General features: G+C 57.3%; 23 protein-coding genes. 11 read left to right on the forward strand and 12 right to left on the reverse strand.

Features of this window, described 5'->3' with window-relative positions; translation table 11 throughout:
• Positions 1-34: 34 nt before the first annotated feature.
• A complete protein-coding gene (locus tag OSH09_RS14975; RefSeq protein ID WP_266121437.1) occupies positions 35-970 on the forward strand; it encodes a DMT family transporter in 936 nt (311 codons plus the stop codon).
• 16 nt (positions 971-986) lie between these two features.
• Here OSH09_RS14975 and fmt read toward each other — a convergent pair whose 3' ends face one another.
• Both fmt and def read right to left on the reverse strand, forming a co-directional pair.
• Positions 987-1,928, reverse strand: a complete 942-nt coding sequence (gene fmt / locus OSH09_RS14980; RefSeq protein WP_207872938.1) for a methionyl-tRNA formyltransferase — start codon at positions 1,926-1,928, stop codon at positions 987-989.
• 5 nt (positions 1,929-1,933) lie between these two features.
• A complete protein-coding gene (gene def, locus OSH09_RS14985) occupies positions 1,934-2,452 on the reverse strand; it encodes a peptide deformylase (RefSeq protein ID WP_207872936.1) in 519 nt (172 codons plus the stop codon).
• A gap of 167 nt (positions 2,453-2,619) precedes the next feature.
• On the opposite strand from def, the gene dprA reads away from it, so the two are divergent.
• The 3 genes from dprA to OSH09_RS15000 all read left to right on the forward strand — a co-directional run bounded on the left by dprA (position 2,620) and on the right by OSH09_RS15000 (position 5,267).
• Positions 2,620-3,774, forward strand: a complete 1,155-nt coding sequence (gene dprA / locus OSH09_RS14990; RefSeq protein ID WP_266121438.1) for a DNA-processing protein DprA — start codon at positions 2,620-2,622, stop codon at positions 3,772-3,774.
• 105 nt (positions 3,775-3,879) lie between these two features.
• Entirely contained in the window at positions 3,880-4,800 is a 921-nt protein-coding gene (locus tag OSH09_RS14995) for a hydroxymethylglutaryl-CoA lyase (RefSeq protein ID WP_266121439.1), read from the forward strand.
• Positions 4,800-5,267, forward strand: a complete 468-nt coding sequence (locus tag OSH09_RS15000; RefSeq protein WP_207872930.1) for a hypothetical protein — start codon at positions 4,800-4,802, stop codon at positions 5,265-5,267. The genes OSH09_RS14995 and OSH09_RS15000 overlap by 1 nt, the downstream gene beginning before the upstream one ends.
• A 136-nt stretch (positions 5,268-5,403) precedes the next feature.
• On the opposite strand, the gene OSH09_RS15005 is transcribed toward OSH09_RS15000, so the two are convergent.
• The 8 genes from OSH09_RS15005 to OSH09_RS15040 all read right to left on the reverse strand — a co-directional run bounded on the left by OSH09_RS15005 (position 5,404) and on the right by OSH09_RS15040 (position 15,028).
• A complete protein-coding gene (locus OSH09_RS15005) occupies positions 5,404-6,420 on the reverse strand; it encodes an amino acid ABC transporter substrate-binding protein (RefSeq protein WP_266121440.1) in 1,017 nt (338 codons plus the stop codon).
• A 90-nt stretch (positions 6,421-6,510) separates the two neighbouring features.
• The gene (locus OSH09_RS15010) at positions 6,511-7,791 is read right to left on the reverse strand and encodes a phenylacetate--CoA ligase family protein (RefSeq protein ID WP_207872926.1); all 1,281 of its coding nucleotides are present in this window, start codon (positions 7,789-7,791) and stop codon (positions 6,511-6,513) included.
• A 161-nt stretch (positions 7,792-7,952) separates the two neighbouring features.
• Positions 7,953-8,786 (reverse strand): ABC transporter ATP-binding protein, encoded by an 834-nt coding sequence (locus OSH09_RS15015; RefSeq protein ID WP_207872924.1) that lies wholly within the window; start codon positions 8,784-8,786, stop codon positions 7,953-7,955.
• A gap of 50 nt (positions 8,787-8,836) precedes the next feature.
• Entirely contained in the window at positions 8,837-10,105 is a 1,269-nt protein-coding gene (locus OSH09_RS15020) for an ABC transporter substrate-binding protein (protein WP_376912221.1), read from the reverse strand.
• Between the two features lie 137 nt (positions 10,106-10,242).
• Positions 10,243-11,307, reverse strand: a complete 1,065-nt coding sequence (locus tag OSH09_RS15025; protein WP_207872920.1) for a branched-chain amino acid ABC transporter permease — start codon at positions 11,305-11,307, stop codon at positions 10,243-10,245.
• Between the two features lie 12 nt (positions 11,308-11,319).
• On the reverse strand, positions 11,320-12,249 hold the full coding sequence (locus OSH09_RS15030) for a branched-chain amino acid ABC transporter permease (protein WP_207872918.1): 930 nt from the start codon (positions 12,247-12,249) through the stop codon (positions 11,320-11,322).
• An 11-nt stretch (positions 12,250-12,260) separates the two neighbouring features.
• Complete coding sequence (locus OSH09_RS15035) at positions 12,261-13,061, reverse strand: ABC transporter ATP-binding protein (RefSeq protein ID WP_207872916.1); 801 nt, start codon at positions 13,059-13,061, stop codon at positions 12,261-12,263.
• Positions 13,061-15,028 carry an AMP-dependent synthetase/ligase gene (locus OSH09_RS15040; RefSeq protein ID WP_222669229.1) on the reverse strand — a complete coding sequence of 656 codons (1,968 nt, stop codon included), beginning with the start codon at positions 15,026-15,028 and terminating at the stop codon, positions 13,061-13,063. The genes OSH09_RS15035 and OSH09_RS15040 overlap by 1 nt, the downstream gene beginning before the upstream one ends.
• Positions 15,029-15,203: 175 nt before the next feature.
• Here OSH09_RS15040 and OSH09_RS15045 point away from each other — a divergent pair, with 175 nt between their 5' ends.
• On the forward strand, positions 15,204-15,890 hold the full coding sequence (locus OSH09_RS15045; protein WP_266121441.1) for a Crp/Fnr family transcriptional regulator: 687 nt from the start codon (positions 15,204-15,206) through the stop codon (positions 15,888-15,890).
• 29 nt (positions 15,891-15,919) lie between these two features.
• Here OSH09_RS15045 and OSH09_RS15050 read toward each other — a convergent pair whose 3' ends face one another.
• Positions 15,920-16,888 (reverse strand): Bug family tripartite tricarboxylate transporter substrate binding protein, encoded by a 969-nt coding sequence (locus OSH09_RS15050; protein ID WP_207872912.1) that lies wholly within the window; start codon positions 16,886-16,888, stop codon positions 15,920-15,922.
• Between the two features lie 134 nt (positions 16,889-17,022).
• Positions 17,023-17,727 (reverse strand): YggS family pyridoxal phosphate-dependent enzyme, encoded by a 705-nt coding sequence (locus OSH09_RS15055; RefSeq protein WP_266121442.1) that lies wholly within the window; start codon positions 17,725-17,727, stop codon positions 17,023-17,025.
• A gap of 194 nt (positions 17,728-17,921) precedes the next feature.
• Here OSH09_RS15055 and OSH09_RS15060 point away from each other — a divergent pair, with 194 nt between their 5' ends.
• The 6 genes from OSH09_RS15060 to OSH09_RS15085 all read left to right on the forward strand — a co-directional run bounded on the left by OSH09_RS15060 (position 17,922) and on the right by OSH09_RS15085 (position 23,516).
• Positions 17,922-19,211 carry a Glu/Leu/Phe/Val family dehydrogenase gene (locus tag OSH09_RS15060; protein ID WP_207872910.1) on the forward strand — a complete coding sequence of 430 codons (1,290 nt, stop codon included), beginning with the start codon at positions 17,922-17,924 and terminating at the stop codon, positions 19,209-19,211.
• Between the two features lie 158 nt (positions 19,212-19,369).
• Positions 19,370-20,149 carry an ABC transporter ATP-binding protein gene (locus OSH09_RS15065; protein ID WP_243430186.1) on the forward strand — a complete coding sequence of 260 codons (780 nt, stop codon included), beginning with the start codon at positions 19,370-19,372 and terminating at the stop codon, positions 20,147-20,149.
• A gap of 89 nt (positions 20,150-20,238) precedes the next feature.
• Positions 20,239-21,048: a transporter substrate-binding domain-containing protein gene (locus tag OSH09_RS15070; RefSeq protein ID WP_266121443.1), complete on the forward strand. Its 810-nt coding sequence runs from the start codon at positions 20,239-20,241 to the stop codon at positions 21,046-21,048.
• 18 nt (positions 21,049-21,066) lie between these two features.
• Positions 21,067-21,780 (forward strand): ABC transporter permease, encoded by a 714-nt coding sequence (locus OSH09_RS15075; protein WP_207872906.1) that lies wholly within the window; start codon positions 21,067-21,069, stop codon positions 21,778-21,780.
• Positions 21,777-22,460 (forward strand): ABC transporter permease, encoded by a 684-nt coding sequence (locus OSH09_RS15080; protein ID WP_153228792.1) that lies wholly within the window; start codon positions 21,777-21,779, stop codon positions 22,458-22,460. Before OSH09_RS15075 ends, OSH09_RS15080 begins: the two co-directional genes overlap by 4 nt.
• A 66-nt stretch (positions 22,461-22,526) precedes the next feature.
• Positions 22,527-23,516, forward strand: coding sequence for an asparaginase (locus tag OSH09_RS15085; RefSeq protein WP_266121444.1), 990 nt, complete (start codon positions 22,527-22,529; stop codon positions 23,514-23,516).
• The last annotated feature ends 58 nt before the right edge of the window (positions 23,517-23,574 follow it).

Here is a 23,574-nt window from a genome sequence, read left to right on the forward strand (position 1 = left end):
CGGCCGTCCTTGTGCTTTTCGTCAGGAGCCTGTCATGAGCACACCCCAACCCTCCTCCTTGCCCCAGACCATGACACCAACGGCCTTTCCCTTGGCGGGGGTGCTCATTCTGATTCTGTCTTCCTGGGCCCTGTCGGGTCTGGATGCCAGTGGCAAATGGATCATGGGTTTTGGCGTGCCGCTACTGGTGATGTGCTGGTTTCGTTACGTCGTCCATCTGGGACTGGTTCTGGCACTGGTCTTGCCAGTAAAGGGCCGCAAGATCCTGCGTAGCTCCCGCCCCAAAGCACAGATTCTGCGTGGCACAGTGATGATGCTGTCCACCTTCTCGTTTTTCAACACCTTGAGCTATCTGCCTCAAGCCGAAGCCACCTCCATCAACTTTCTGGCCCCTTTGCTGGTGCTATCTGTCGCCCCCTGGATCCTGAAAGAGCCACCACGCATGAGCCGCTGGGTGGCCGCTGGTGTCGGCTTTCTGGGCGTGCTGATCATCATTCGGCCTACCGCTGGCCTGCATCCGATAGGGGTGCTGTTTGGTTTGATGACCGCCTGTCTGTTCGCCACGCAATTTATCGCAACACGTCGCGTAGCCGTGGACAACTCCCTGACAACACTGATCTGGAGCGGGGCCGTAGGCAGCATCTGCCTGACCATTGCTCTGCCCTTTCTGCTGCCCGCCGCCCTGCCAGCCCTGAAAGAGCTGAGCTTTTTTCAATGGTTGATTCTGATTTCGACCGGCTTGTGGGGCTGTCTGGGCCATCTGCTGCAAATCCAGGCCTATCAACGCGCCTCGGCGTCTTTGCTGGCACCCTTCGTCTACCTGCAGATCGTGGCAGCGGCCGCACTGGGCTGGCTGATCTGGGGGCAGTTCCCCGATATGTTCACCTGGATCGGGATTGCCGTGGTGTGTACCAGCGGCATTGTGATTGGCGCTCTGGAGTGGCGACGCCAGCGCACTGCTGGCGTCTGAACCCGCTTGGCAAGACTTAGCGCGACTGCCAGCCCTGTACAAACACCGCAACGGGCTGGCGCTTGGAACCGGCTTTTTGCAGTTCCAGCAAACGCAGCACACCTTCACCGCAAGCCACATCAATACCTTGAGCACTGACGTTCAGAACCTGTCCAGGTTCTGCGGAATGCTTCTGCTCTACCGCCTGGGCGCGCCAGACCTTCACAGGCTGGTCCAAACCGGGCAAGGACAGGGTGGAACCTGGCACCGGGTCAAACGCGCGAATACGGCGCTCCAGCTCCTTGGCTGGCTGGCTCAAATCCAGCACCGATTCCGCCTTGGACAATTTCTCGGCATAAGTCACGCCTTCTTCTGGCTGAGGAACCGCTTGCAGCGTGCCATCACGTAATTTCTGCAAGGCTTCCAGCAAAGCTTGTGCGCCCAGTTCTGCCAAATCATCATGCAATGTTGCAGCGCTGTGATCATCACGAATCGCCAATTCACTGCGCACCAGCATATCGCCGGTATCCAGACCCTCATCCATCTGCATGATGGTGATGCCGGTAGCCGCATCGCCTGCCTGAATCGCACGCTGAATCGGTGCCGCACCGCGCCAGCGGGGCAACAAACTAGCATGGATATTGAAGCAACCGTAACGCGGCAGCTCCAAGGTCCACTTAGGCAAAATCAGGCCGTAAGCAGCCACCACCATCAAGTCCGGCTGCAAATCCAGCAAGGTCTGACGGGCCTGAGCAGCTTCTTCGGGGTACTTGCCGTCCAGTCGCAGACTATGTGGCTGCAGGACCGGAATATTGGCGTTCAATGCCGCTTGCTTGACGGGACTAGGGCTGAGCTTCATGCCACGACCGGCAGGGCGGTCTGGCTGCGTCATGACCAAAGGAACATCAAAGCCCTGCGCTAACAGGGCTTCCAGGGCGATACGGGCAAAATCCGGAGTACCGGCAAAAACAATACGCATGGCGACTATTGCCCTGCCTTCAATGCTTCACGCTGCTGCTTGCGCAGACGGCTACGAATACGTTCACGTTTGAGCACGGACAGGTATTCCACAAACACCTTGCCGTCCAGGTGATCCAGCTCGTGCTGAACACACACGGCCAACAGACCATCGGCTTCTTTCTCGTACCACTCGCCTTTTTCGTTCTGAGCCTTGAATCGGATATTGGCAGCGCGCTCGACCTTGTCGTAGGTATCGGGAACGGACAGACAGCCTTCTTCGTAGACCTTCAGCTCTTCGCTTTTCCAGGTGATTTCAGGGTTGATCAGTACCAGCAATTCCTTGCCGCTTTCCGACACGTCAATCACGACAACACGCTCGTGCACATCCACCTGGGTCGCGGCCAAGCCTACGCCGGGCGCGTCATACATGGTCTCGGCCATATCCTTGACCAGTTTGCGAATACGGTCGTCGACCTCCTGCACGGGTTTGGCAACCGTGTGCAGACGTGGGTCAGGAAATTTAAGGATAGGAAGCAAAGCCATTGTCATGTCCGAAGAAAAAGCGATAAGTCGATATAATAAAACAAGTTTCAGGGCGGCACCCGATTGCCCCGGCACCACACGAAGCCCTAGCAAAAAAATGGCCTTCACCCTGGATAAAACAGTCCAGGCCAAACAGAACAATTATCGGTTTCGTGCCACACTGCCTTATGCCTGATCATTTTAGCTCGGATGAAATCTCGAAAGAATTGCGTGCCTGGTTGCGCCTGTCGCTTGAACCAGAGCTTGCACCCGCCCAGGCCCGGCAATTGCTGGCCGTTTGCGGATTGCCGCCGCAAATCTATCAAAGCTCGGTTCAAGCCCTGTCACGACACATTCCTGGCGAGCTGGCTGTACAGCTAAGCCAGGAGCCACTGGACGAACTACAAGCACAAATCGAGCAAGCCGTAGCGTGGCTAAAACAACCCGGCCATCATGTTGTGACGCTGGCCGACCCCACCTATCCCGCGGCACTGCTGGACCTGCACGATGCACCGCTACTGCTCTATGCCAATGGCAATCTGGGCGCTCTGCAGCACAAGGGGTTGGCAATTGTGGGCGCACGCAATGCCACCCAATCCGGCCAGGAAACCGCCACGGACTTCGCCGCCACGCTGGCGTCCAAAGGCTGGTGCATTATCAGCGGACTGGCCAGTGGTATTGATCAGGCAGCGCATAAAGGAGCCTTGAAAGCAGGGCCAGAATCAGCAGGCACGATTGCTGTGATGGGGACAGGACTGGATCTGGTCTACCCGGCAGCACACCGCGACCTGGCCCACCAGATCAGTGATCACGGGCTGCTGCTCAGCGAGTTCCCCTTAGGCACCCGAGCCATGCCGCATCACTTCCCACGCCGTAACCGCATTGTGGCGGCCCTGGCGAAAGGAGTGCTGGTGGTCGAGGCCGCAAAACAAAGCGGCTCCCTGATTACGGCTCGTCTGGCTGGCGAGTTGGGACGCGAAGTCTTTGCCATTCCTGGCTCTATTCATTCTCCCTTGGCGCGCGGCTGCCATGCCCTGATTCGCCAGGGCGCCAAACTGGTGGAAAGCGCCCAGGACATTCTGGACGAGCTGGGCAATGTACAAACCACCTTCAGTCTGGACACCAACGGCCAGCCCACGCTCCAGCGTGCCCACTATGAGGCCTTGCCAGACGAACTTCGCCCTATTCTGGAGCGTATCGACTTTGCTCCCCTAACCCCGGAGCAACTGATGCGACGTACAGGCTTGCTGGCAACCGAACTGCCTGCGGTCCTGGCAGAACTGGAGTTGGCAGGCTGCATCGAGCCTCTGGCAGACGGACGATTTCAACGCTTGAAGCCTTAAGGGCCATAGGGCAGTTCCTAGGACGCCAGCCCTGCCTTCAAGAGGTATCATGACGAATACGTAAGGGCCTTGAGGCCCAAGCCATTTCTCCCTTCAGGAAACGTCATGTCATACCCATCGCGCGTCAAGATTGTGGAGGTCGGCCCTCGGGACGGCCTGCAAAACGAAAAAGAATTTATTCCCACCGATATCAAAGTCGAACTGGTCAACCGTTTGTCCAATGCGGGCTTTGCAAACGTGGAAGCGGCTTCCTTTGTCTCGCCCAAATGGGTGCCACAAATGGCGGACGGCGCAGAGGTGATGGGTGCCATTGATCGCCGCCCCGGCACTATCTATTCAGTCCTGACACCGAATATGCGTGGTTTTGAAGGGGCTCTGGCTGCCAAGGCAGACGAAGTAGTCATCTTCGCCGCCGCCAGCGAGGCCTTTTCGCAGCGCAATATCAACTGCAGCATCGAGGAGTCGCTGGAGCGCTTTGCCCCTGTTGCACAAGCGGCCAAAGAAGCCGGTCTGCGCCTGCGTGGCTCCATTAGCTGTGCCTTTGGTTGCCCCTACGAAGGCGCAGTAGCCCCCTCCAATGTGCTGAAAGTAGGCAAACGCCTGATCGAACTAGGCTGTGACGAGATCGACGTGGCCGACACCATCGGTGTGGGTACAGCCCGCCAGGTCTACGAGGTCATGCGCATGGTGACCGAGCACATTGACCCGGTCCACGTGTCCGGCCACTTCCACGACACTTATGGCCAGGCCATCGCCAATATCGTGGCCTCCATGCAGGCGGGTATTCATATTTTCCACAGTTCCGTGGCCGGTCTGGGCGGCTGCCCCTACGCCAAGGGAGCAACCGGCAACGTCGCCACCGAAGACGTGCTCTTCCTGATGCAAGGCCTGGACATTGAAACCGGCATTGATCTGAATGCCGTGGTGGACACGGGCCAGTGGATTTCGGCTCACCTGAAGCGCAAATCAGCCAGCAATGCCGGTAACGCCCTGGCCGCCCGCAAGCAAGGGGCCGCCGCGTGTTGATGAGCCAAGCCCCCTCGAAAGAGGAAATCGATGCCATGTTGAAAGATCTGGGCTCGCTTCCCATCCAGGGCCGCTCCTGGCCCAAATGGGTGGCAGCCGGTGCCTGGATTGTGTTGGCCCTGATCGGTGTACGTTTCGCCCTGGTGGCCAGCTCCCCGCAAGGCGCAGCCATCAGCCCTGTGCTGGCAGGCTGTCTGGTCTTGCTGTTTACTGGCCTGATCCTGATCGCCTGGCATATGTGGCACGGCATCACCACCATTGATCAGAACGGCATACGCCAGAACTGGATCATGAAACGGGAAGTGCAATGGCAAGACATCCACTTTGCCAAGTTCGTGCCCCTGTTCAACTCCAAGCGCCTGATCTGTTTTACCCGGCGCGGACGACCTGTGATTTTTCAGGGTGCCACGCAGGATCTGCAAGTGGCCTTTGCCAAGATTTCGCTGGTGTTACGGCGCAAGAACTAAGTCTCCAGGTTTGCCCCATGCGGCTTTGGCCTATTGGGGCAAAGAGCAAATCAGATTCATGACCCTCGAATCTAGCAGCCAATAAAAAAGCAGCTCCCAAAGAGAGCTGCTTTTTTTATCGCGAATCCTGAAAGGATTAACGAATAGGCAGACCGTAGATCAGGCCGCCATCAATCCACAAAGCATTCAAGCCACGTTCGATTTGCAGCGGGCTACCTTTACCGACGTTGCGGTCAAAGGACTCGCCGTAGTTACCGACTTGCTTGATGATGTTGTAGGCCCATTTTTCATCCAGGCCCAGGTTTTTACCGGCACCGGGCGTCACGCCCAGCAGACGCTGAATGTTGGGGTTGTTGCTCTTGAGCTTCTCGTCCACGTTAGCCGCTGTCACGCCCAATTCTTCGGCGTTGAAGCTGGCCTGAATGGACCATTTCACAATGTTCAGCCAAGCATCGTCGCCCTGGCGAACGAATGGGCCCAGAGGCTCTTTGGAAATGATTTCAGGCAGCACCTGGTAGTCGTCCGGGTTCTCCATTTTGGAGATACGGATCGAAGCCAGGCCGGAAGCGTCGGTGGAGAACACGTCACAGCGGCCAGCCACGAAAGCGTTAACCACTTCGTTGAACTGTTCGATGACCACAGGTTTGTACTCAACCTTGTTGGCACGAGCCCAGTCAGCCATGGTGTTTTCGTTGGACGTGCCGGTCTGCATACAAACCGTGGCGCCGTTCAATTCCTTGGCGCTGGATACGCCCAGCTTCTTGGACACCAGGAAGCCCTGGCCGTCGTAGAAGTTGATGCCTGCGTGGACAGCGCCCACGGCGGTGTCACGTTGCTGGGTCACAGTGGTGTTACGGGCCAGCAAATCAATTTCACCGGACTGCAAGGCGGTAAAGCGTTGCTGCGAGTTCAAGGGCACGGCCTTGAACTTGCTGGCGTCGCCCAAGGTGGCGGCGGCTACCGAGCGACATACGTCAATATCCAGGCCAGTCCATGTGCCCTTGTCGTCAGGAGCAGAGAAGCCGGCAAAACCGGTGGTCACGCCACACAGCACATGGCCGCGCTGTTTGACATTGTCCAGGGTGGCGGCCTGGGCAGCAGGCAGGCTGGCCATCAGGGCCAAAACTACGGCAGAAACGGGCACAAAGCGCATCGGGCTCTCCTCAGAAGGTATAGGTATTGACTATTTTCCAGCATAGTACCGCAGCCCGACTGCTACTTGTGTGCATATCTACATGGCTAATTAATCGTAGCTGCGTTGGTCTTCGATGACTTTACCATCCCGAGGCAAGGCACCTGGCTCTACAAATTCCACCTGAGCACGCAGTTTGGTGATTTCCCGGATCGAGTCGGCCAAGGCACTTTCCAGACCTTCAGGCTTGGCGGTGACTTCCACCTGGAACACCATCTGGTCCTGACCGCTGGCACCCCGTACCACTAGACGTGCCTGACCCAGCTCCTTGTGACGCAAACGAATCTGCTCCACTTGTCCCGGATGGACAAACATGCCGCGTACCTTGGTTGTCTGGTCAGCACGCCCCATCCAGCCGCGAATACGCTGGTTGGTACGACCGCAAGGAGACTGACCGGGCATGACGGCGGACAAATCGCCCGTGCCAAAGCGCACCAGCGGGTAGTCGGGGTTAAAGGAGGTCACAACAACCTCACCCACCTCTCCTGGAGCGACAGGCTGACCAGTACCGGGTCGCACGATTTCCAGAATCAGGTTTTCATTGAGCACCAAGCCTTCGCGGGCCTGGGTTTCATAGGCAATCATGCCCAGATCGGCACTGCCGTAGGCCTGGTAGCCTGCCACACCGTGCTCGCTGAACCATTTTTGCAGAGATGGCGGATACGCCTCTCCCGAGAACAGGGCTTTAGTCAGACCCGGCAAGGCAATCTGCATGGACTGGGCTTTTTCCATGATGATCTTCAGAAAGCTGGGCGTACCGGTATAGCCATTGGGACGCAGGTCCGCCATGGCCTGTACTTGCTGCTCTGTCTGACCCACCCCGCCCGGAAACACCGTGCAATCCAGGGCATGGGCAGCGGTTTCCATCATGGAGCCAGCCGGGGTGAAGTGGTAGGAGAAACAATTGAAAATCAGCTCTTCCCGACGAAATCCTGCCGCGTAGAGGGCGCGAGCAAAACCCCAATAATCCGGGCGACGGCTTTCAGGTTCGTACATGGGGCCGGGCGAGGCAAACACTTTACGTGCGGCACCCCAGCCTATGGAGGAGAAGCCCCCAAACACCGATTGCGCATAGGCCGCAGAATCTGCACCAGAACGGGCTTGTTCACGTGCTGCAAGCTGGGCTTGCAGCAGTTCACCTTTGCGAAACACAGGGATGGCCAACAGATCTTCGCGGCTGCGTACCGCACCCAGATCCACGGACTCCAATTGCTTGGCAATGGCCGGTGCCCCTTTGGCAGCCGCTTGCAGCACCTGCGGCAGGCGGGTCATTAAATCGGCTTCGCGCTCGTCCGGTTCCAGGGTTTCGCGCTCGTCGTAATATTCGCTCATCTCTCCTCCAGTGGGATGAATTGGCATTCAAACACTCCCGCGCCCAGCCGACTTTCTGCCCGTAGACAGAGACGTGTCGATGCCAAGCTCTGCTACCACACCCCGTGTAGCCAGAAGCTGCCCAAAACTAAAAACGTCAAAAAGGGTAAGGGGTAGCGGCTTTACGCCAACCAGCGCTTGCGTCGTCGATAAAATTTATTGTCGCGAAAGCTCTTGCGCTCGCCCCCGGACACACCCAGATAGAACTCCTTGACGTCCTCGTTCTCCGCCAAGGCCTGGGAAGGTCCATCCATCATCACCCGACCGTTTTCCAGGATGTAGCCGTAGTCGGCATACTTCAGGGCCACGTTGGTGTTCTGCTCGGCCAGCAAGAAGCTGACTCGCTCGCGCTGATTCAAGTCACGCACGATCTCGAAAATCTCTTCCACCACCTGCGGGGCCAGCCCCATGGAAGGTTCATCCAGCAAAATCATGCCCGGGTCGGCCATCAGGGCACGGCCAATGGCACACATTTGCTGCTCTCCGCCCGAGGTATAGCCTGCCTGACTGGTGCGACGCTGCTTCAGACGCGGAAAGTACTGGTACACCTTGTCCAGCTCGGCGCTTAAATCGCCGCGCGACAGGGAGCGGGTATACGCCCCGGTCAGCAAGTTTTCTTCAATACTCAAGTGCGCAAAACAGTGACGCCCTTCCATCACCTGCACCACGCCGCGCTTGACCAGATCAGCCGGTGTCAGTTGGTCGATGCGTTCACCACGCAAATGAATCTGGCCTTTGGTCACATCGCCGCGCTCGGCGCGCAGCAAGTTCGATACGGCCCGCAAGGTCGTGGTTTTACCGGCACCGTTGGCGCCCAGCAAGGCAACAATCCGCCCTTCCGGCACACGCAAGGAAACGCCCTTGAGCACCAGAATGACGTGGTTGTAAATCACTTCGATGCCATTGACGTCCAACAGCGTTGGCGTCTCATCCACTTGGCCTACGGTCTCACTCATAATCTTCCCCACGCAATGCAGTGCCCAGGGCGAACCCTGGGCGCCTGGGTTTAGCCTTCGCAGGTGCGAGGCGTAATTTTCTTCTCAGCGGCGTACTTGGCCGACATTTCTTTGACTAATGGATCAACGAAGTTCTTGTCGGACTGATACCAGTCAGATACGACTTCAAACTTGTTGCCGTCCCACTGCACAATACGTGCCCAGTCATCACCCATGTGGTTGCTGCAAGAGGTCTTGACGGGACGCATGATGCCCTCAAAGCCCAGCTCTTTCAGACGTGCTTCGTCCAGGTCCAGGTTCTCAAAGCCCCAGCGCACTTGCTCAGGCGTCATTTGCTTGCCCTTGCCAAACTTCTCTTGTGCGGTGCGAATGGCTTCTACCTGCATCATGGAGATCATCATGCCGCGGGTGTGAGCCAAGGAACCGACGTGCTTGTCGCGGTTTTCAGCCCCTTTGCCTTTGGCGTGCAGATCGCGCACGGCATCATGCACCGGACCATCGCCAGCACTGTTGTGAATGGTGATGCCCTTGTAGCCCTTGGCGGTCTGGCCCAGATCGACCACATCGCTCTCGGACGCTGCCCACCAGATGCCATAGATCTTCTCGCGTGGGTAACCCACGGCCTGTGCTTCACGAATGGCGGTAGGCGTCATGATCCCGGCGCTCCACAGCAAGACGAAGTCAGGACGGTTTTTACGCACTTGCAGCCAGGTGGATTTTTGTTCCACACCAGGAGCGGTCACAGGGTACAGATCCAGCTTGAAGCCTTGCTCTTTGGCACGTGCCTGCAACAGGGCGATAGGTTCTTTACCGTAAGGCGAGTCGTGGTAGACCAGAGCAATGCGCTGATCTTTAAGCTTGTCCTCGCCCACTTGCTTGGCGATGTCCTGGATCATGACGTCAGCAGCGGTCCAGTAGGTGCCCAGCAGTGGGAAGTTCCACTCGAACACCGCGCCGTTAGCCGAGTGAGACAGACCGTAGCCCATGGTTTCAATGGTCACGCCATCGACAAAGGCCTTGTCAGTCAGTGCGAAGGTAATGCCTGTGGACTGGGTATCAAAGCCCGAAGCGCCCCCGTTCTTGCCTTTCATGCGCTCGTAGCACTCGACACCACGGTCGGTGGCATACGCGGTTTCACACTCCTCGTACACCAGCTTGACGCCATTGACACCGCCGTCACGTTCATTGACCAAAGCCAGATAGTCCAGCTTGCCGTCCGCCCATGGGATACCCAGTGGGGCAAAGGAGCCGGTGCGGTAGGTCAGCAGGGGAATGTACTGTTCCTCGGCTGCCAAAGCGGCTGTGCTCATGGTCAACATTGCAGCGCAAGCACTCAAGCCGAGCACAGCGCGTTTCAGTCGTGTTGTCATCTCCTGGTCCTCCGATAAGTACCATTTGTCTAAGTACCCCATCCCGATTGGTGGGGCTGTTTTTGTAATGAACTGCCTACCTGCTATTAATGGGGGAAGGGCCACAAACGCAGCTTTTCCTTACCAATACTCCAGAGTCGAGCCAAACCGTGCGGCTCCACAATCAAGAAAAATACGATCAGGGCACCGAACACCATGTGTTCAATGTGCGAGGCGGTATCCACGCCAATCGACACGCCAAACCAGTGCGGCACGTTCGTCAGGAACACGGGCAGCAAGACCATGAAAGCGGCACCAAAGAAGCTGCCCACAATCGAGCCCAGACCACCGATGATGACGATGAACAGCAACTGCAAGGAACGGTTCAAGTCAAAGGCCAGCGGTTCCCAGGAACCCAGGTGTACAAAGGCCCACAAAGCACCAGCCACACCGATGATGAAAGAGCTGACGGCAAAGGCGGTGAGCTTGGCGTAGACCGGACGAATACCAATCACCTCAGCCGCCACGTCCATGTCACGAATCGCCATCCATTGACGCCCAATTGCGCCACGCACCAGGTTCTTGGCCAGGAGCGCGAACACCACCACAAACAGCAGCACAAACAAGTACTTTTGCATGGGAGTCTGAACAGGCAGACCGAAGGCGCTCAAGGCAGGCACGGACACGTTGCCCGATGGCGAATAGTTGGTGAAAAAGGCGATACGCAGGAAAGCCCAATCCACAAAGAACTGTGCGGCCAGCGTCGTAACAGCCAGGTACAGACCCCGAATACGCAAACTGGGGATACCGAAGGCCACACCCACCAAAGTAGCGAAGACACCGCCCAGCAGGATCTGCAAGACCAGTGGCAGTTCCGGAATACGGACACCAAAGTTCCAGGCGGCGTAGGCGCCCACTGCCATGAAGGCACCCGAACCGATGGAAATCTGGCCGCAATAGCCCACCAGAATATTCAGGCCAATCGCTGCCAAGGACAGGATCAGAAAGGGGATCAGAATGGCTTGCAGGAAGTAGTTGGATGCCATGGCTGGCACCAGCAGGAATGCCACCAGCAACAAGCCCAACACCACATAGCGATCCTGGCGGATGGGAAAAATCTGCTGGTCAGCCCGATAGCTGCTTTTGAACTGACCATTTTCGCGGTAAATCATATCGACTCCACCTCAGACGCGATCAATAATCTTCTCGCCGAACAGACCTTGAGGTCGGAACAGCAAGAACACCAGGGCCAGCACATAAGCAAACCAGATCTCGATGCCGCCACCTACATAAGGGCCCAGATACACCTCGGACACCTTCTCGCCTACACCGATAATCAGGCCGCCCACAATGGCACCGGGCACCGATGTCAGACCACCCAGAATCACCACCGGCAAGGCGCGCAGCGCTGCGGTAGACAGGGTGAACTGCACTCCATACTTGGAGCCCCAGATGATGCCCGCCACCAGAGCCACCAAACCGGCCACGGTCCAGACCACGACCCAGATACGGTTCAGGGGAATACCAATGGATTGCGCTGCCTGGTGATCGTCCGCCACCGCACGCAGGGCACGACCTACGCTGGTGTATTGGAAAAACATGGCCAGGGCAGCCACCAGCAAGGCAGCAACCACCGCCGAGCTCAAGTCTTCCAGGCTGACCAGCACACCGCCTTCAAACACGGATTCCAGAATGAAAGCCGGGTCTTTGGGCATACCCACATCAATGGAATACACGGAGCTGCCAAACACGATCTGGCCCAGGCCATCAAGCAGATAGCTGATACCGATGGTGGCCATCAGCAAGGTTGTGCCTTCCTGGTTGACCAGATAACGCAGCACCCAGCGCTCAATCACGACAGCCAGCACAAACATCAAGATGGCCGAGACAATGAAAGCCAGCACATTGCCCAAAATGCCAGGCTCCATGCCCAGCAACTGCGGAATCCACTGGGACAGACGGGCCATGGCCAGTGCGGCCACCAGCACCATTGCGCCCTGTGCAAAGTTAAAGACACCCGATGCTTTGAAGATCAGGACAAAGCCCAGCGCGACCAAGGCGTACAACATCCCGCTCATCAGCCCGCCCAGCAAAGTTTCAAGAAAAAATGCCATGTCCGTTCCCCTCAATGGCCAGCGCCAAGATAGGCGCGGATGACGTCCGGGTTTTGTCGTACTTCGTCAGGAACCCCGTCACCAATTTTCTTGCCATAGTCCAAGACCACCACGCGGTCCGAAATGTCCATGACCACGCCCATATCGTGTTCGATCAAAACAATCGTGGTGCCGTACTCTTCGTTCACATCCAGAATAAAGCGGCACATATCCTGCTTTTCTTCGATGTTCATGCCCGCCATGGGCTCGTCCAGCAGCAGAATGCTCGGTTGCATCGCCAGCGCCCGACCCAGGTCAACCCGTTTTTGCAGGCCGTAAGGCAGACGTCCCACCGGCGTTTTGCGGTAGGCCTGAATCTCCAGGAAGTCGATAATGCCTTCCACGTATTCACGGTTGCGAATCTCTTCACGCTCGGCACCGCCCAGTCGGAAAGCCTGGGCAAACACCCCGCTTTTCATGTGCAGATTGCGGCCGGTCATGATGTTGTCCAGCACACTCATGCCCTTGAACAGCGCCAGGTTCTGGAAGGTACGGGCAATGCCCTGCTCTGCCGTGTGACGCGAGTTCATGCGTGCATAACTCTGGTCCCGCAAGACAATCTCGCCTTGTTGTGGTGCATACACGCCGTTGATGACGTTCAGCATGGAGCTTTTGCCTGCCCCGTTCGGGCCGATGATGGAACGGATCTCGTGTTCACGAATGTTGAACGAGATATCTGTCAAGGCTTTCACACCACCAAAGGACAGCGAAATATTCTTCAAATCCAGTACTACAGGGCCAATGCGACGGCCCGGCGTTTGCGCCTCAGTCATCATGCGCTCCTTGCTGCTACGTCTGTCATGCGCTCAATGTGCAGGTCTGCCGAGATGCGACCGCTGCGCCCATCCTCAAACTTCACTTCAGTCTCCACAAACTGTCTGTCCAAGCCGCTGAACAAGGCATCGACCAGCACCTTGTACTTCTGTGCAATAAAGCCGCGACGTACTTTGCGGGTACGGGTCAGTTCATCGTCATCAGGGTCCAGCTCTTTGTGCAGAATCAGGAAGGCATTGATGCGCGAACCGGCCAGCTTGGGATCGGAAGCCAGATCTTCGTTGACCTGTGCCACGCAATCGCGAATCAAGGCGTAGACCTCGGGCTTGCCTGCCAGGTCGGTGTAACCGGCATAGGGCAGGTTGCGACGCTCGGCCCAGTTGCCCACGGCTTCCAGATCAATATTGATAAAGGCGCACACTTCTTCCTGGCCATCGCCAAAAGCCACGGCTTCTTTGACGAAGGGGAAGAACTTGAGCTTGTTTTCGATGTACTTGGGTGCAAACAAGGAGCCATCGGCCAGCTTGCCCACGTCCTTGGCCCGGTCGATGATCTTTAACTGACCATCCGTGTCCAGATAACCGGCATCACCCGTGTGATACCAGCCGTCCTCGGTAAAGGACTCGGCCGTGGACTCGGGGTTGCGGTAATACTCTTTGAACAGGCCAGGGCTACGCACCTGAATTTCACCGTTATCGGCCACACGGATTTCCACGCCTCGTACAGGTGGGCCAACCGTGTCAGGACGCACATGACCATCTTGCTGCACACATACGAACACGGAAGTTTCAGTGCCGCCGTACAACTGCTTCAAGTTGATGCCGATCGAGCGGTAAAACGTGAACAGATCAGGGCCAATCGCTTCACCTGCCGTGTAGGCTACCCGCACCCGACTCATTCCCAGTGCATTGCGCAAAGGGCCATAAATCAGGGCATTGCCCATGGCGTAGCAAAGGCGATCCCACAGGCCCACGCCGGGGCTCTTGTCCAGAATCTTGACGCCAACCCGGTTTGCCAAGGCCATGCAGCGCTTGAACAGGGCACGCTTCAAGGCACCCGCATCTTCCATGCGAATGGTGACCTGCGTCAGCAAGCCTTCCAGCACGCGGGGAGGGGCAAAATAGTACGTTGGGCCAATGTCGTGCAAATCGATGGACACGGTTTCGGGCGACTCGGGGTGATTGACCGTAAAACCCGTGACCAGAAACTGGGTGTAGGAAAACATGTTCTGCCCAATCCAGGCAGGCGGCAGATAGGCCAGCACTTCCTCGGCATCGGTCAGCGATTCCAGCTCCTGAATGGCCAGGCCACGATCCACCAAAGCCGCATGCGTCAGCACGACACCTTTGGGTTTGCCGGTAGTGCCGGAGGTATAGAACATGGCGGCCGCATGGTCAGGCGTAATCGCTTTCCAGATACGACGTACACAGTCCGGATCACGCGCTAGTTGCAAGCGCCCCTGCTCCATAACTTGTTCGATGAACTGCAATTGCTCGTACTGGTAATTGCGCAGACCGCGTGGGTCGTCGTAAATCAGCGCATCCAGATCGGGACACTGGTCCCAGACTTCCAGCAGCTTGTCGACCTGCTCCTGATCTTCGACCACGGCCACACGGATGCTGGCATCCAGCAAAACGTGCAACATTTCCTGGGCCACGGCATCCTGATACAAGGGCACAGGAACAGCGCCCAGCATTTGGGCCGCCATCATGGCCAGATACAAACGCGGGCGGTTCTCACCGATCACCGCAACGTGCTGTCCGTCTTTGACACCCAGCCCGGCCAGGCCCGCAGCCAGTTGCTCGGCCTGTTCAGCCAGCTCCCGCCACGTCCAGGTCTGCCAGATTCCCAGGTCTTTTTCGCGCATGGCGATATTGCTGCCGCGCACCTGGGCATGGTGTTCTATCCAGGCTGGGAAGGTGCCGGGTAAACCCGCTACCTGCTCTTTATCCATCCGCACAACCATGTCTCCTCCGAATTTTCCCGGCTTGTTATGGTCCAGGAGGCTGCTTATGATTGAGACCGAAGGCGAACTTGATGCCCTCACGCTATTTGCAGCCTGTTATTAATCAAGTTATCGGCTGCCCGTCCCGAAGATTGTCACGGACATGACATTCGACCTTTATCGAGGGTTAATCCTCATGCATGTTGTAGATGCTTTATCCGAGCGAGCCGCCTGGTTTCGCCTGTTGACACCGGAGCTGCAAGAGCGTGTCCGGCGCGATACTTTGGTCACTGAGTACGAGGCTGGCGCCATTGTGGAACGCAAGGGAGAACGCGCCACCGCCTGGATCGGCGTGCTGTCAGGTTTGCTCAAAGTGTCGGTAGGAAATTCCGAAGGCAAGATTGCCTCCATGACTGGCGTACCCGCCGGTGGCTGGATAGGCGAAGGCTCCTTGCTCAAGAACGAGGAACGTAAATACGATGTTGTCGCCTTGCGCGACAGCCAGGTGGCCCGACTGCCCGCGCATAGTTTTAACGACTTGCTGGACCAGAGCATTGCATTCAACCGCTACCTCCTGCATCAGCTCAATGAACGTGTGGCGCAATTTATCGGCAAGGCCGAGTACAACAGCCTGTCTACGCCCGATGCCCGCGTGGCACGTTGTCTGGCAGAGCTGTTCAACCCGCTGCTCTACCCCGGAAAAGGTCTGCGCCTGGACATTACCCAGGAAGAAATTGGCTATCTGGCCCGTGTCTCGCGCCAGCGCGCCAACCAGGCATTGCGCCAGCTTGAAAACGAGGGTTTGCTGCTGATCAAGTATGGTGGCGTCCAGGTTGTAGACCTGGACGGCCTGAAACGCTACGGCGATGAGTATGCCACCTGATTATGCGGCCACTGTGGGCCGCATCAACATCAATCCATACGGATACCGGCACGCTCGATAACCGTGGCCCATTCAGCGCGTTCACGCTGAGCGTAGGCCTGGAATTCATCGGGCGTCATGGGCATGGGTTCTACGCCCATATCGCGGATCCGCTGGGCCAGCTCAGGCGTTTTCAGGGCCTGCATCAAATCCTGGCTCAAGCGTTGACGAGCAGCCTCATCCATCTTGGGTGGCCCCACGATGCCCTGCCAAGCGTAGGCGTAGAAGTCGGCGATACCCGCTTCGGCCATGGTGGGCACGTCAGGCAGCAAGCCACTGCGCTCAGGCGTGGCAACGGCCAGCACCCGCAATTTTCCTGCCTTGATGTTGGACAGTGCTGCCGCGGAGTCCACAAAGGACATATCCACCTGACCACCTAACAAATCCTGAATCGCAGGGGCGGCGCCCTTGTAGGGCACATGCACGATCTTGGTGTCCGTGCGCTGCTTGAACATTTCCAGTGCCAGATGGTGTGGGGAGCCACTGCCAGCGGACGAAGACGTCAGCTTTTCAGGCTGTTTACGCGCGGCTTCCAGCAAATCTGCCACCGTCTTGTACGGAGACTCTTGTGGCACCGCCAGCATCAGGGGAAAACGAGCCAGACCGCCAACATACGTGAAGGCCGCCGGATCGTATTGCAGCTTGCTGTACAGGGAGGAGTTGAACGCCAAAGTGCCTGAATCAGCCGTTCCTACGGTATAGCCATCCGGCTTGGCATTGCTGACGTAGGTTGCACCAATAATGGTGGCCGCCCCCGGCTTGTTTTCCACAATCAACGTCTGGCCCAGGCTGCTTTCCAATTGCTTGGCGACCAGTCGGGCAATCACATCTGAACCGCCCCCTGCGGGATAAGGCACTACCCAAGTCACGGCAGACTGGGGCCAGTCTGCTGCCATCGCCGTTCCTGTCAGGCTGGCGCTTAGCAACAGCACACCGGCTCCAAAGTTCTTCCAATGCATGATGTCTCCTCCATGCGTGCAGACAGCGCTTTTGGCGCTATTCTTTTTAAGTGTTAAGCATCCCGTCCAGGATGCGCAGAGACATTATGCGCGGACAGCCGTGCGCAGGGCATTAGTAACGATGCTGATATCGATTAACGATAATCGCGTGCGCCAAACAGGGCCGAACCCACACGCACTTCAGTAGAACCTTCCTGAATCGCCAGCTCGAAATCCCCGCTCATGCCCATGGACAGGCCTTGCACCTGCTCGTAGCCCAGCTCGACCAGACGATCTCGCCATTGGCGCAATTGGGCAAAACAGGCACGTACGGCCTGAGGGTCGTCGCTATTGACGGCCATTGTCATTAGCCCACGTACTTTCAAGGTATCCAGTGAACACAAAGACTGCATGAAAGCAGGCAACTCGTCCGGGGCCAAACCAAACTTGCTGGGCTCGGGCGACGTTTTGACTTGAATCAGTACATCCAGGCTGCGCTGCTCTGTTTGCAGGCTTCGATCCAGAGCCTGAGCCAGCGATAAACGGTCCAAAGACTGCACTTCGCTGGCTAAGCGTGCGATGTCTTTAGCCTTATTGCTCTGCAGATGGCCTATCATCACCCACTGCACCGCGCGATCGGCCAGCTCTGCCTGCTTGTCCCGAATCTCCTGAACCTTGTTCTCGCCCATTCGTGACAAGCCCAAATCCAGGGCTTGAGCCAGCACGGGCACAGGAAAGGTTTTGCTTACCGGTAAAAGAGCCACCGCATCAGCAGGGCGGCCGGCCTGCAAGCAAGCCTGTTCGATGCGTTGACGCAACTGCGCCAAGCGACCAGAAAGGGAAGAGTCAGAAGAAGCCATCAATGCACACGCACCCAGATAAAACCATCGCAAACGCTGCAAACACAACAGCGGCCATTTCCGATAGCATAACTGTTGCACACGGCCACCGCTAAGCCAATACACAGCGTGTTTGCCGGGCTCTGCGTCTGTGCGCAACCACACGTCTTCACTGTGTACTCGTATCCCGTTTCCCCAACCTTATCGAGGAGCTCATGACAGATCGTCCCACCCATGCTTTGCCGTCATACCTGAACGCCGACGACGTCGGCCCCTGGGGTATTTATCTCGAACAAGTGGAGCGAGTCACTCCGTACCTGGGCAAACTGTCCCGATGGGTTGAAACACTCAAGCGCCCCAAGCGCACACTGATTGTCGACGTACCCATTGAACTGGATAACGGCACCGTGGCCCACTTTGAGGGCTATCGCGTTCAACACAATACTTCCCGTGGCCCAGGCAAGGGCGGCGTGCGCTACCACCAGGACGTAACCCTGTCCGAAGTGATGGCCCTGGCTGCCTGGATGTCGGTGAAATCGGCGGCGGTGAATCTGCCTTTTGGCGGTGCCAAGGGCGGTATTCGTATTGATCCACGCAACCACTCTCAGGCCGAGCTGGAGCGCATCACGCGCCGCTACACCAGCGAAATCGGTGTGATCATCGGCCCCAACAAAGATATTCCCGCACCGGACGTGAATACCAACGCCCAGACCATGGCCTGGATGATGGACACCTATTCCATGAATGTGGGCGGCACCAGCACCGGCGTGGTCACCGGCAAACCCGTGTCCCTGGGCGGCAGCCTGGGCCGTGTGGAAGCCACAGGCCGCGGCGTATACACAGTAGGCTGCGAAGCCGCCCGCGATGCTGGTATCGATCTGAATGGCGCCCGCGTCATTGTGCAAGGCTTCGGTAACGTGGGTGGCACCGCCGCCCGCCTGTTCCAGGAAGCCGGTGCCAAAGTGCTGGCCGTACAGGATCACACCGGCACCGTGTACAACGCCAATGGTCTGGATGTACTGGCCTTGCTGAACCACATGGAACAGCACAAAGGTCTGGCCGGTGCGCCCAACACGGAAGCCATCTCCAATGAAGACTTCTGGCATATCGAAACCGATTTGCTGATTCCTGCTGCCCTGGAAGGCCAGATCAACAAAAACAATGCAGAACGCATCCGCGCCCGCATTGTGATTGAAGGCGCCAACGGCCCCACCACTCCCGAAGCCGACGACATCCTGAACGACAAGGGCGTGACCATTGTTCCGGACGTGGTCGCCAACGCCGGTGGCGTGACCGTGTCCTACTTCGAGTGGGTCCAGGACTTCTCCAGCTTCTTCTGGACTGAGGACGAGATCAACAACCGTCTGGAAATGATGATGCGCTCGGCCTACACCACGGTGGCGGCGGTTGCCAAAGAGCACAACGTCACCTTGCGTACGGCTGCCTTTATTGTGGGTTGCGCCCGCATTCTGGAATCTCGTCAGGTACGTGGCCTGTATCCCTAAGCTGATAAGGCGGCGTACTCGGTTTATGCCGCTTTTTATGAGCAAAATACAGCGCTGGTGCAAAAAAAACAGGGGGAAAGCGGTAGAATCGGGCATCCAGGATATGACACCCGTATGAAACCCTTACCCCCTTTCTCTTTGACCGCAAGGACGTTGCTGTGAATACCAATGACCTGAACGCGGCGGTCCAGGTTCGCGACATCCACAAACGCTTTGGCACCAACGAGGTGCTCAAGGGCATTTCCCTGCAAGCTCACAAGGGCGATGTGCTCTCCATTATTGGTGCCTCCGGCTCGGGCAAAAGTACACTGTTGCGCTGCATTAACCACCTGGTCGTGCCTGATCAGGGCGAGATCCAGATCGGTGCCGACATTTTGCGCAGTCATCGCAATCGCAAAGGGGAATGCCAGACGGACAACCCGCGCCTGCTGGAACAAGTACGCGCACGTCTGGGCATGGTGTTTCAGAATTTCAATCTGTGGTCGCACCGTACGGTGCTGCAAAACGTCACTGAAGGCCCGATTCATGTCAAAGGTCGCTCGGCCCGTGAAGCCGCCGACTACGCCCGCGAACTATTGGGCAAAGTGGGTTTGAGCAACAAATGCGACGCTTACCCGGCCGAGCTGTCCGGCGGCCAGCAGCAACGCGTGGCCATTGCCCGTGCTCTGGCAATGGATCCGGATGTCTTGCTGTTTGACGAGCCGACGTCGGCGCTGGACCCGGAAATGGTGGGTGAAGTGCTACGTGTCATTCGCCAGTTGGCCCAGGAAGGCCGCACCATGATCCTGGTAACACACGAAATGAATTTTGCGCGTGATGTGTCTTCCGAGACCATTTTCATGCACAACGGCCTGATTGAAGAACGGGGTCACCCCAAAGACTTGTTCGATAGGCCACAATCCGAGCGTCTACAGCAGTTTCTACAACCAATGCAGTAAGATCATCGCTTCGTGAATACGACACCGGCTGGAAAACCAGCAGGGCTAATACGGCCCTCACCAGCCTATCCACAAAGGAGAGCCAGACCATGAGTTTCCTCAGCAAGACCCTGATCTGTGCCAGCCTGGCCCTGTTGGGCTCCCAGGCTGCAATGGCAGACACCCTGAAAATCGGTACCGAAGGCGGTTACCCACCATGGAGCATGGTGGATGCAGCCGGTAAAGTCACCGGCTTTGACGCCGACGTGGGCGCTGCCCTGTGCAAAGAGCTGAACAGCGACTGCAAATTCATCGTGCAAGCCTTTGACAGCCTGATCCCTTCGCTGGATGCCAAGCGCTTTGACCTGATCATCTCGGGCATGTCCTACACCCCCGAGCGTGCCAAGCGCGTGAACTTCAGTATTCCTTACGCCGTTGAAGATGCCATTTTCGTTCTGCCCAAGAGCAGCGATCTGGTTGGCGCCGACAACGAACAAGCTATTTTTGACGGCCTGGCTGGCAAAACCATTGGCGTTCAAGGCGGCACCACCCACGGCGCTTTCCTGTCCAAGAAAGCCCCCAAGACCACCGTCAAGAACTACGAGACCCTGGACCAGATGCAAATCGATCTGGACGCCGGTCGTCTGAACGGCACCTTTGCCGACCTGACTTCCCAGTCCAAGTTCCTGCATAAAGTCGGCGAAGACAACTTTGCGCTGTCCAAACTGGTCATCAAAGGCTCTTCCGATCCTGAAACTCTGGGTTATGGCATTGCCGTCGGTATTCACAAAGACAATGCAGAACTGAAAGCCAAGGTTGACGCTGCCCTGTGCAAGCTGATCGACGATGGCACCGTCAAGACCGCCAGCGAAAAGTGGTTTGACATCGACATCGCCAACTACCAGATCTGCAAGAAATAAGTCGAGAAGTACCACTTGATGCTAGAGACCATTTTTAATGTGCTGCGCGAAGGCTGGGGCTGGATGTTCCTTCGCGGAGCAGCAATGACCTTGCTGATCTCCGTTTTGGGCATGGCCCTTGGCGTAGTCATTGGGATTACAGGAGCCAGCATCAAGACCAACGGGCCACGCTGGCTGCGTGGCCCCGTTAGCCTGTACACCACGGTTGTCCGCAGTATCCCCGAGCTGCTCATCATCTACCTGCTGTTTTTTGGCTCGGTGCAAGTTGTCGCCGATCTGGCCGATTTCATGCGCATGGAAGATGTGATGACGCGCTGGTTCCCCGCGCTGGTCGGCATTTTAGCCATAGGCCTGATTGCAGGCTCCTATAGCGTGGAAGTATTTCGCGGTGCCTTGCAAGCCATTCCCGAAGGCCAGATCGAAGCCGCCAAGGCCATTGGCATGTCGTCCTGGCAGCGCCTGCGCCGCATCATCCTGCCGCAAATGTTCTGGTACGCCCTGCCCGGTGCCAATAATGTCTGGCAGACCGCCCTGAAAGATACCGCTCTGATCTCCCTGGTGGGCCTGGTCGAGATCATGCGCGCTGCCACCCTGGGTGCCGCCAACACACGCGAACCCATGGCCATGTACCTGATTGCGGGTGTGCTTTATTTTCTGATTGGTGCCTGTAGTCAGGCCCTGTTTTTGCTGGCCGAACGTTACACCGGCAAAGGCATGAGAGCCCGGGCATGATTGATCTGGAATTATTCAAGACCACTGTCGAAACCCTGTTCAAAGGGTTTGGCTTGAGTGTGTATATCGGTCTGTGGGGCATTGTGCTCTCGCTATTCATTGGCCTGTCGCTTGCCTTGATGCGCCAGTCCAATAGCCGCGCCCTGCGCAGCTTTGCCTTTAGCTACAGCACCCTGTTTCGCGGCACCCCCCTGCTGGTGCAATTGTTCCTGCTGTACTACGGCGTGGGCACTCTGAGTTTTGTAAAGGAATCACCCACTCTGTGGTGGCTGTTCAGCGACGGCATGCGCTGCGCGATTCTGGCCATTGGCCTGAACAGTGGCGCCTACGTCAGCGAAGTATTCCGTGGCGGTTTCCAGGCAGTGCCAGTGGGCCAGATAGAAGCGGCCAAATCCATAGGCATGTCCGCCTGGACACGGTTTCACCGCGTGGCCTTCCCCTTGGCAATCCGCCAGGCCCTGCCCGCCTATAGCAATGAAATTGTGCTGGCGATCAAAGGCACCAGTCTGGCCTCGACCATTGCTGTCATGGATCTGACCGGCCATGCCAAGCGCTTGATGAACCAGAACTACGCCATCATCGAGACCTTCGTTATTGCAGGTTTGCTGTACCTGCTGATCAACTTTACTTTGCTGTCGGTGGTGCACCTGATCGAGCGCTGGCTGAAAGTACGTCGTTAACGCGGCGTTATCCTGAAGCAGTCTCTCCGCACCCCATAGCGCTACTACTGGACGCGGAACACTCTCATGCCGACACGCCCCAAACTGGCCCTGGTGGGCACAGGCGGCACCATCGCCGCCACCACCCAGTCCAATACTGGCCTGACTGATTACGACATCACTGAAGGCGTGCAAACGCTTTTGCAGGCCGTACCCGGCATTACCGAGCTGGCTGATCTGGAATGTCATCAGGTTTTCAATGTGGACAGCCGGGCGATGGGCTCGCTAATGCTGCTGGAGCTGTCGCACAAGCTCAATGAGCTATTGGCCAGGCCGGATATCAATGGAGCCGTGATCACTCACGGCACCGACACGCTGGAAGAAAGCGCTTTTTTCCTGCACCTGACCCTGAAAACCGACAAGCCCGTGGTGATGGTGGCTGCCATGCGCCCCGCCTCGGCCCTGAGTGCAGACGGACCACTGAACCTGTATCAGGCCGTCCAGGTGGCCTGCTCTTCGCTGGCACAGGATCAAGGTGTGCTGGTCTTGCTGAATGATCAAATCCACAGTGCGCGCTTCCTGAGCAAACAACACACGACACAAATCAGTGCCTTCGGCTCGCCCGATGCTGGCCCCTTGGGCCTGGTTGCAGGCGGTCAGCCGCGCTTCATGATGCGTACTCTGCTGCCCCATACACACAGCAGCCTGTTCGATGTACGTTCCTTGCACAGTCTGCCTAAAGTCCAGGTCTTCTACGACCATCCCGACACCTTGGCCGAGCTATACCGCCATGCAGCGCAAAGTGGTGTGCAAGGCATTGTGGTGGCGGCAACCGGGAACGGCAGCCTGACACCCGGTGCGCTAGAAGGCGTCAGCCGGGCGCACAGACTGGGTGTGGTGTGTGTTCGGGCTTCGCGTATCCACGCGGGGCCTGTGACAGACAGCGCCTACGATGAAGACCACCACACGATCGCGGCGCACTATCTACCCGCGCAAAAAGCCCGAATCTTGTTGATGCTGTGTCTGGCAAGCAAACTGGAACACGGCGAGATTGAGGGTATTTTTCGCGATTACTAAGTCGTGATCATGATGAGTCTTCAACAGCCAGACCAAATCAAGATCCGGGCTTGAGCCG

Origin of the sequence: Alcaligenes parafaecalis, from assembly GCF_026344135.1 — a bacterium.
GTDB lineage: Bacteria > Pseudomonadota > Gammaproteobacteria > Burkholderiales > Burkholderiaceae_B > Alcaligenes > Alcaligenes parafaecalis.

Bases quoted from the DNA above. Each gene is read 5' to 3' on its own strand.
- OSH09_RS15000 (WP_207872930.1), top strand. From the start codon at position 4,800: ATGAGCCAAGCCCCCTCGAAAGAGGAAATCGATGCCATGTTGAAAGAT.
- def (WP_207872936.1), bottom strand. From the start codon at position 2,452: ATGGCTTTGCTTCCTATCCTTAAATTTCCTGACCCACGTCTGCACACG.
- dprA (WP_266121438.1), top strand. From the start codon at position 2,620: ATGCCTGATCATTTTAGCTCGGATGAAATCTCGAAAGAATTGCGTGCC.
- OSH09_RS14975 (WP_266121437.1), top strand. From the start codon at position 35: ATGAGCACACCCCAACCCTCCTCCTTGCCCCAGACCATGACACCAACG.
- OSH09_RS15035 (WP_207872916.1), bottom strand. From the start codon at position 13,061: ATGACTGAGGCGCAAACGCCGGGCCGTCGCATTGGCCCTGTAGTACTG.
- OSH09_RS15055 (WP_266121442.1), bottom strand. From the start codon at position 17,727: ATGGCTTCTTCTGACTCTTCCCTTTCTGGTCGCTTGGCGCAGTTGCGT.
- OSH09_RS15010 (WP_207872926.1), bottom strand. From the start codon at position 7,791: ATGAGCGAATATTACGACGAGCGCGAAACCCTGGAACCGGACGAGCGC.
- OSH09_RS15020 (WP_376912221.1), bottom strand. From the start codon at position 10,105: ATGTTGACCATGAGCACAGCCGCTTTGGCAGCCGAGGAACAGTACATT.
- OSH09_RS15075 (WP_207872906.1), top strand. From the start codon at position 21,067: ATGCTAGAGACCATTTTTAATGTGCTGCGCGAAGGCTGGGGCTGGATG.
- OSH09_RS15085 (WP_266121444.1), top strand. From the start codon at position 22,527: ATGCCGACACGCCCCAAACTGGCCCTGGTGGGCACAGGCGGCACCATC.
- fmt (WP_207872938.1), bottom strand. From the start codon at position 1,928: ATGCGTATTGTTTTTGCCGGTACTCCGGATTTTGCCCGTATCGCCCTG.
- OSH09_RS15030 (WP_207872918.1), bottom strand. From the start codon at position 12,249: ATGGCATTTTTTCTTGAAACTTTGCTGGGCGGGCTGATGAGCGGGATG.
- OSH09_RS15080 (WP_153228792.1), top strand. From the start codon at position 21,777: ATGATTGATCTGGAATTATTCAAGACCACTGTCGAAACCCTGTTCAAA.
- OSH09_RS15050 (WP_207872912.1), bottom strand. From the start codon at position 16,888: ATGCATTGGAAGAACTTTGGAGCCGGTGTGCTGTTGCTAAGCGCCAGC.
- OSH09_RS15040 (WP_222669229.1), bottom strand. From the start codon at position 15,028: ATGGTTGTGCGGATGGATAAAGAGCAGGTAGCGGGTTTACCCGGCACC.
- OSH09_RS15070 (WP_266121443.1), top strand. From the start codon at position 20,239: ATGAGTTTCCTCAGCAAGACCCTGATCTGTGCCAGCCTGGCCCTGTTG.
- OSH09_RS15015 (WP_207872924.1), bottom strand. From the start codon at position 8,786: ATGAGTGAGACCGTAGGCCAAGTGGATGAGACGCCAACGCTGTTGGAC.
- OSH09_RS15060 (WP_207872910.1), top strand. From the start codon at position 17,922: ATGACAGATCGTCCCACCCATGCTTTGCCGTCATACCTGAACGCCGAC.
- OSH09_RS15045 (WP_266121441.1), top strand. From the start codon at position 15,204: ATGCATGTTGTAGATGCTTTATCCGAGCGAGCCGCCTGGTTTCGCCTG.
- OSH09_RS15005 (WP_266121440.1), bottom strand. From the start codon at position 6,420: ATGCGCTTTGTGCCCGTTTCTGCCGTAGTTTTGGCCCTGATGGCCAGC.
- OSH09_RS14995 (WP_266121439.1), top strand. From the start codon at position 3,880: ATGTCATACCCATCGCGCGTCAAGATTGTGGAGGTCGGCCCTCGGGAC.
- OSH09_RS15025 (WP_207872920.1), bottom strand. From the start codon at position 11,307: ATGATTTACCGCGAAAATGGTCAGTTCAAAAGCAGCTATCGGGCTGAC.